Source organism: Desulfobacula sp. (assembly GCF_021107415.1).
Genome location: NZ_JAIOSW010000464.1, coordinates 1 through 7360 on the forward strand (window position 1 = coordinate 1; position 7360 = coordinate 7360).

Sequence of the window (7360 nt, forward strand, 5' to 3'; positions counted from 1 at the left end):
ATACTCTTTCATCATGATAGACCCCCGGACAACGATCTCGCCTATTTCACCCGGCTTTGCCTTTTTCCCCCGTTCATCCAGAATGGAGACCTCTGCATGGAAAACAGGTCGTCCCACAGTTCCCGGCTTTTTTAAGGGATCATCTTCAGACGCCCATAACAGGATGGAGGTTTCTGTCTGACCCATGATCTGGCGGAAGGATAGACCGGCATCGGCACATTTTTTAATCAGATCCTGGTTAAGTTTTTCCCCACCACCGGCACAGACCCGCAAAGAGGAAATATTTTTTCGCTTTTCAGGATTTACTTTTAACAGTTCTCTGTATACCGTGGGAACACCTAAGAATTTGGTAACCCGATATTTTTCAATATCCCTGTAAATCCGGACAGGATCAAATTTCCTGTGAAGAACAATGGTCGCCCCTTTATAAAAACTCGGAGCTGCCTGGATAAAAAGACCGCCGGAATGAAACAAAGGAAGAAAAATCAGCATGATATCACTGAAATGAAGTTTGAAAAAAATATCTGCATTCAAACAGTTAAAAAATGTTTTCCGATGAGTCAAAACAGCACCCTTTGGCTTTCCGGTTGTGCCGGATGTATACATAATCACCTGGGGTTCTTCGGGATCTGCAGGGCCAAGGCTCCTTGTCAGAAAAGCCCGCTTCCCGTCATATTTCTTTGTTCCTTTAACAAAATCAAATACCCTTTTATTGAACTGAGCTTTTCCCACAACCGCCACCATAAGAGGGGGTAGATAACTTTCCAGCTCAAGTGCATTCACTGCATCGGCAAGTCCATCCCCGTGGACAAAAAGTCTTGGACGACAATTTTTAATAAAATAATCCAATTCAACCGATGTAACCCGAAAATTTAAAGGGACAAAAATGGCACCAAGCCTGGCACATGCAAGAAACAAATCAAGAAATTCAGGACAATTATTAAGCATCACGGCCACACGGTCACCCTTTTCAATCCCGATGGACTGAAGCCAGCAGCTTGTCCGGTCCGCCCGCCTGCAAAGCACCTGGTAAGAAATGGTCTGTTCTTCAAATATAATCGCAGGTTTGTCCGGTGTCAGTTCAGCCCATCGCTGCACCCACCAGGCAATATTCATGGATTTAATCATTATTTTTTACTTTAACCCGAGATTATCAAAGAAATGTTTATGCTTCATCCGGTATAAATTCTTGTCTTCCTTTACCAGATAGAAAAACCGTTTGTTATTATCATCAAAACACTCAAACAGTCCGGTATAATCTTCCTGGTCTGCAACATCGCAGATACGGGATACATCATCATTGAATCTTTGGCAGACCACTGCCCAGTCTTCTTTTTCGGCATCCTTTTTAATGGTGATTTTTTTTGACTTTTCTTCAAATTGTGCCTGGATGGATTCCATACTTTCCCCCAAAACCATATGATATTTGAATAATACTTAATTTTATCAAAATGATCTTAGCAAATGACAGCAGATGATGTAAAACAAATTTAAAAAAAGGGAGGCGGATGAAACCACCTCCCCATACAAAACATTTTAGATTTTATCTAATAAACTGATCAGGCAACAATCTTTCGGGCAAATTCAATCGCCTGCTGTTGAACTGAATCATTGAGCTTATCAGGACTTGTGCACAAACCAATATAAAGCTCACCAACATTAACTGCCTTGTGAGGATTTTGCATACGTCCGAAAGCCGCAAACACGCCTTCTGCATTATTTTCATAGGGTCCGGCACCTGTAACCAAAAGAGCCTGGCGCTGTCCGGCTACAAGAGATGCATGACCGGGCTGATGATAGTTTGTATACAGGCTGTAAGTTCTGTCAATCACTGCCTTGATCTGGGCAGTAAAGCCCCAGAAATATAATGGAGAGGCAAAGATAACCAGTTGTGAACTAACCATTTTTCCCAGAATTTCAGGTACATCATCTTTTTGAATACATCCTGTTGTATCGGGTTTTTCCTTGCATTTGGCACATCCCATACATCCGTTCAGGTTTTGGGAATTCAAGTAGATAGTCTCAACTTCATGATCCAGGGATATAAGTTCTTTTTCAACCCAGGAAAGTACCCTGGCAGTGTTGCCTTTTTTCCTGGCACTGCCCTGTAGTATCGTTATTTTCATTGTAACTCCTTTGATTCAATCATATTTTTTTATCGTGCCCTTCTACCGGCTTGTTTCATTGACTTGAGACCGGAAGGAAGCCAGCTGGAATTTCCCCTTCGTTTCCTGGCCTTTTGCATATTTTTCCGGACAACTACCGGTGTCGGTGTTGAAACAGCCTTGGGCATTTGAATTCCGGATTTTTTCACCGGAATCTGCAGTTTCAGGAGACGCTCGATTCCCACCAGAAGATTCTGTTCTTCGGCACTTACCAGGGAATGGGCAATACCATTGGCACCAGCACGGCCGGTACGGCCAATCCTGTGTATATAATCTTCCGGAACATGGGGAAGATCAAAATTGACCACGTGGGGAAGCTGCTGGATATCCAGACCCCGGGCGGCAATATCCGTGGCCACAAGAGTCTGAACAGCACCGCTTTTAAAATCAGCAAGCGCCCGTGTCCGGATAGCCTGGCTTTTGTTGCCGTGAATAGCAGCGGCACTGACACCATCACTCAAAAGCTGTTTTGTCAACTTATTGGCTCTGTGCTTGGTCCGGGTAAACACCAGGGCTCGACTCCATTTGCCGTTCCGGATCAGGCTCGAAAGCAGGAACCGTTTATCTGCCTGGGACACCTGGTACACCCTCTGGGTCACCCCTTTGGCTGCCGTGTTCCGGCGGGAGACTTCAATCAGAGCCGGATTGTCCAGCAATCCGCCGGCCAGTTGCTTGATCTCATTTGAATAAGTGGCGGAAAAAAGCATATTCTGGCGGTTTACGGGAAGGCATTTGATCACCTTCCGAATATCGTGGACAAACCCCATGTCCAGCATCCGGTCAGCCTCATCCAGAACCAGAACCTCAACCCGGGATAAATCCAGCGTTTTCCGGCCTAAATGATCCAACAGCCTTCCAGGTGTTGCCACCAGGATATCCACACCCTGTCTCAATTTTGTAATCTGGGGATTGATTTTTACCCCGCCAAAAATCACTATAGTGCGAAGAGACAAATGCCTGCCGTATGTTTCAAAGCTTTCGCCAACCTGGGCCGCAAGCTCTCGGGTGGGTGCCAGGATAAGAGCGCGTGGGTGACGAACCTTCTTTTTTGATTCGCTTAAACGCTGGAGAATCGGCAAGGCAAAAGCCGCCGTTTTTCCGGTACCGGTTTGAGCACCGGCAAGAACATCCCTGCCTTCAATGACCACGGGAATCGCCCGGGCCTGGATAGGTGTGGGAATAGTGTAACCCTGTGCCTCAACAGCACTGAGCAAATCGGTCCGAAGACCCAGTTTTTTAAATGACATATAGTATTACTCCTGTCAAAGCCCACCCCATGTCACAGGGGCCGATCTAGGCGGAGATGATAAATTTTGTAAGGATTGAGTCAAACAAGAAAGGAATCAACCACAACACTTCAGGTACCGATCGGATGGTACTACAAAAAAAGGCAGTATATCATAAAAATTTTTAAACACAAGCCTCAAATCACATTTTTATTTCAGGCTATCTGACGGCAATGGGTCTCTCTGGTAAAAAATAAGAGCAGGACAGATAAAATGATCCATGCCATCATGGGTATAAATCCGACCTCATAGGCGTCAAGGGAATAGACTCTTGCCCCGTTGACCAGCTGACCTGTCCAATTATTATCCATTAACCTGCTCACATCCGGCTGGAGCAACATGGGACCCATCATTACTCCCATATTGATCAGGCCGGAAACAGTTCCGGACAAGGACAAAGGAACCGATTCCATGGCAAAGGCAAAACTTAAGATCATACAGCCGGAAAAAAAACCGGTAACAAACAGGGCCATGACCAGTTGAGACAAGGAAAGGTTTTCCCGGAACAGGATCAATGACCATCCCAGGGCCACCACCATGCTTCCAAGAATATACAAGGGTTTACGGTTTCCCATCCGATCGGACAGCCACCCAAAAACAGGGGCTCCCAGGGCCCAGCCAATGAGCAAAACAGAACTCAAGGCAGCTGCCCTGCCCGGGTTCAACTGATGGTGGGTGATCAGATAGGGCACCCCCCACAGACCGGAAAAAGTAAGGATACACCCCACAATCCCACCGGGAATGACAAACAAAAGCCAAGTATTCCGATATTTTAACACATTGAAAAGACCCTGTTGGATTATGCGGACAGATAATGATGCAGGCGTGGGTATTTTTTTTGTAAAGCCCGGATATCCCTTTTCCTGGGGCCAGTCCCTGACAACAAACCAGATGAGCCCGCCCAGCACAAGAGTCATCACGCCAGTGACGCCAATGACCTGCCGCCAGTGGAAGGTATCCATGTGAAACCTTAAAGGAGGTCCTGCGGTTACGGCACCAATGAGCCCGATGGACAGGGCATTGCCTGCGACAAAGGCATAAAAATTTTTAGGAAACCAGGAAGAGGAAAGCTTTAACAGTCCCACAAAGGCAACCGCCACGGACCCGCCAATGAGAAGCCGGCCAAGTCCTGCCCAGAAAAATCCCGGTGACAGGGCAAACAAAAGGGTGCCCAGGCCTGCTACCAGACAACCAGCGGTCAAAAGTTTTCTTGGCCCCAGGGTGTCGGCCAGTATCCCCGTGGGAATCTGCATGGCCACATAGGCATAAAAATAAAGACCGGACAGATGTCCCAGACCCGAAGCAGAGATATGAAAATCCTGCATCAGTTCCTGGGTCATGACTGCCGGGGCTACCCGCTGAAAAAATCCGGCCAGATAAAAAAGAGCACCCAGGCCCCAGATAAACCAGGCCAATGTCATAGGCGGCCCGGTCAGTTTATTTGTTTTCATTGATATCAATGTTTCTCCTTATACAATGCTTATATCCTTGAAACATCTATGTCATATAGCCGGCCTTGAATTTAAAATGCGCTATAAATCCCGCCGGTTAAATTGTACAATCGCAATAATAAAAAACACAGCCGAGATAAACAATGAAATCAGGATGCATGTTCCTGCATCGGCCTGGTTCTGAACTATTTTTCCCGGCTGATATAGTTGGAAATAACTGTATGAACCTAAATTTTCCAGAGATTTGCTTAATTTAATAATCGTATCAAAAAAATACAAAAATACGAATAGACCAATCGCTTTGCTTAATGCTCTTCCTTTTTCAATCTGAAATGTAGAAATAGCTATCCCGATTGAACCCATGCTTAAAAAGAAAACAAAACCAACAAAAGCTGCTTTTGCATAATCTGCCATATTAATCTGCAAATCAAAATAAAAATCACCTGCAATTGTTCCTAAAAACATTGCTGCAAATTGCAAGCCCAAAGAAATCATCAGAAATGAAAAAATACTCAAAGGGATAATAAATCGTTTGATGGGTTTGGTTAATAAAATATCAAAAGTTTTTAATTCAATTTCCCCTGCAATATACCGGGCCGGAATACTGACCTGCAGAAAAGCAAGACTGATGATAATGATGGGATGCGTATATCCAAACGCCAGCATTTGTGTGGCAAATTGTGGTGTTCCGCCTTGTATTCCGAGAAAAGCCGTGAAGGCAGAAGGAAGCATTTTCATAAATGATACGACAACTTCGCTTATTTCTGATTCGAAAAACACCCAGGCAAATATTAATTCAAACATAAAACAAAACAGTGTTAAAATGATTAAATTATATTTTTGGTCCAACAATATTTTTTTTAAATGAGAAAAATATTTGAGCATTATAACTTTTATTCCTTTTTGTAGAAGGTCATAAAAGTTTCCTCAAGCGATGGCTCGGGGAAAACCAGGTTCTTTACTTCATATTTAGTTATTTGTTTTAATAATAAATTAATATTTCCCCTTACATTAAGAACCAGTCGATGAGAATCCTGTTCCAGGATATCCGTGTTTTGCAGATCAAAATCTTCTCCTGAAACCGGTTGTGCAAATATGACTTCTAACCGCCGAACCATCTTTTCTTTTAAAGATGATATAGATTCTTCTGTGATTAATTTACCATTTTTCACCAGACCCACCCGGTCGCATATTTTTTCCACCTCGGCAAGATAATGTGAAGAGAAAAAGATTGTTTTTCCTGCTTTTTTAAATTTTTCCAGATAATCATACAGAATATTTTTATTCATGGGATCAAGTCCTTCCGAAGGCTCATCCATAATAATCAGTTCCGGGTCATCCTGCAGGGCTTGTATGATACCCAATTTTTGTTTCATACCATGGGAGTACTGTTTGATTTTTTTATTTAAATCTGCATCGCTTAGATGAAATGCATCAATTAATTCATTCTGCCATTTTGGTTCTTGATGGGAAAACTTGTTCATGTAGTTTAAAAAATAATTGCCGGTCAGTTCTTCATATAATTTTAACTCACCGGGAACATTACCAATATTCTTAAAAATTTTTGTATAATGTTTTTGTACATTTTTATTAAAAATTTTTACTTCTCCGGAAGAAGGGCGCAGCAAGTTCAACATAAGGCGAATAGTAGTTGATTTTCCAGCTCCATTGGGTCCAAGAAAACCAAAAATTTCACCTTTAGTAATGCTCAGGCTTAAATCTTCTATTCCCCGGGATTTACCATAATATTTTGTTAACTGACTGATTTTTATTATTGATTCCATTTTCTAAAAAATATTCTCTATTAACATCAAAGTTATATATATCTTAATTTAGCTAATGCACGAGTCATCTATTTTTCATGCTCAATTTAATATAATGCCCGATTGTCTTTAACGCATTTTCCATTCCCTCATCAAAAGGGGACCCGCAACTTAACCTTATGTACCCTTCAAATCCTTGTGAAGAAGAACAGACAGGGCCCGGCAGGATGACAATATCTTCCCCCAGCAGGCTCCGATAAAGTTCAACACTGCTCACCCCTTTAGGCAGTTGAATCCAAAGCAAAAACCCACCTTTAGGAATGACCATTCGTATCCCTTTTGGAAAATATTTGTCAATTGCCTTTACAACAAGATGGAGCTGTTTTCTCAATATATTTCTAAACCGCCTCAGGTGTTTATCGTATAGACCTGTTTCGATGAATTTTGCCAGAATGTACTGGTCAAGGGTTGAAGTTGTAATTGACATCCCGGATTTAATTTTTAATATCTCTTTTCGAAATTTTTTACCCGGAATCACCCAGCCAACCCGTAAACCCGGAGCAAGCGTTTTTGAAAATGATGAGCAGGTGACAACAAGGTCTTTTGTATCAAAATATTTTAAAGGCAATGGCCGCTGTTTCTCATAATACAGCTCTGAATAAATATCATCTTCAATCAAAGGGATGCCGTGACTA

At 42.8% G+C, this 7360-nt stretch carries 8 protein-coding genes; all 8 read right to left on the reverse strand.

Annotated features, from left to right (window positions below; translation table 11 throughout):
- Positions 1–1128: class I adenylate-forming enzyme family protein (locus K8S13_RS23340; RefSeq protein WP_291466131.1), on the reverse strand; the 1128-nt coding region annotated here is incomplete at its 3' end.
- 6 nt (positions 1129–1134) lie between these two features.
- Entirely contained in the window at positions 1135–1401 is a 267-nt protein-coding gene (locus K8S13_RS23345; protein WP_291466132.1) for a hypothetical protein, read from the reverse strand.
- Positions 1402–1559: 158 nt separating this feature from the next.
- On the reverse strand, positions 1560–2126 hold the full coding sequence (locus K8S13_RS23350) for a flavodoxin family protein (protein WP_291466133.1): 567 nt from the start codon (positions 2124–2126) through the stop codon (positions 1560–1562).
- A 29-nt stretch (positions 2127–2155) separates the two neighbouring features.
- A complete protein-coding gene (locus K8S13_RS23355; RefSeq protein ID WP_291466134.1) occupies positions 2156–3412 on the reverse strand; it encodes a DEAD/DEAH box helicase in 1257 nt (418 codons plus the stop codon).
- Positions 3413–3606: 194 nt separating this feature from the next.
- Entirely contained in the window at positions 3607–4902 is a 1296-nt protein-coding gene (locus K8S13_RS23360; RefSeq protein ID WP_291466135.1) for an MFS transporter, read from the reverse strand.
- 81 nt (positions 4903–4983) lie between these two features.
- Positions 4984–5706, reverse strand: a complete 723-nt coding sequence (locus tag K8S13_RS23365) for an ABC transporter permease subunit (protein ID WP_367172852.1) — start codon at positions 5704–5706, stop codon at positions 4984–4986.
- Positions 5707–5795: 89 nt separating this feature from the next.
- Positions 5796–6686 carry an ABC transporter ATP-binding protein gene (locus K8S13_RS23370; RefSeq protein WP_291466137.1) on the reverse strand — a complete coding sequence of 297 codons (891 nt, stop codon included), beginning with the start codon at positions 6684–6686 and terminating at the stop codon, positions 5796–5798.
- A gap of 64 nt (positions 6687–6750) precedes the next feature.
- Positions 6751–7360, reverse strand: a 610-nt coding sequence (locus tag K8S13_RS23375) for a PLP-dependent aminotransferase family protein (protein WP_291466138.1), incomplete at its 5' end; no start/stop codon positions are given.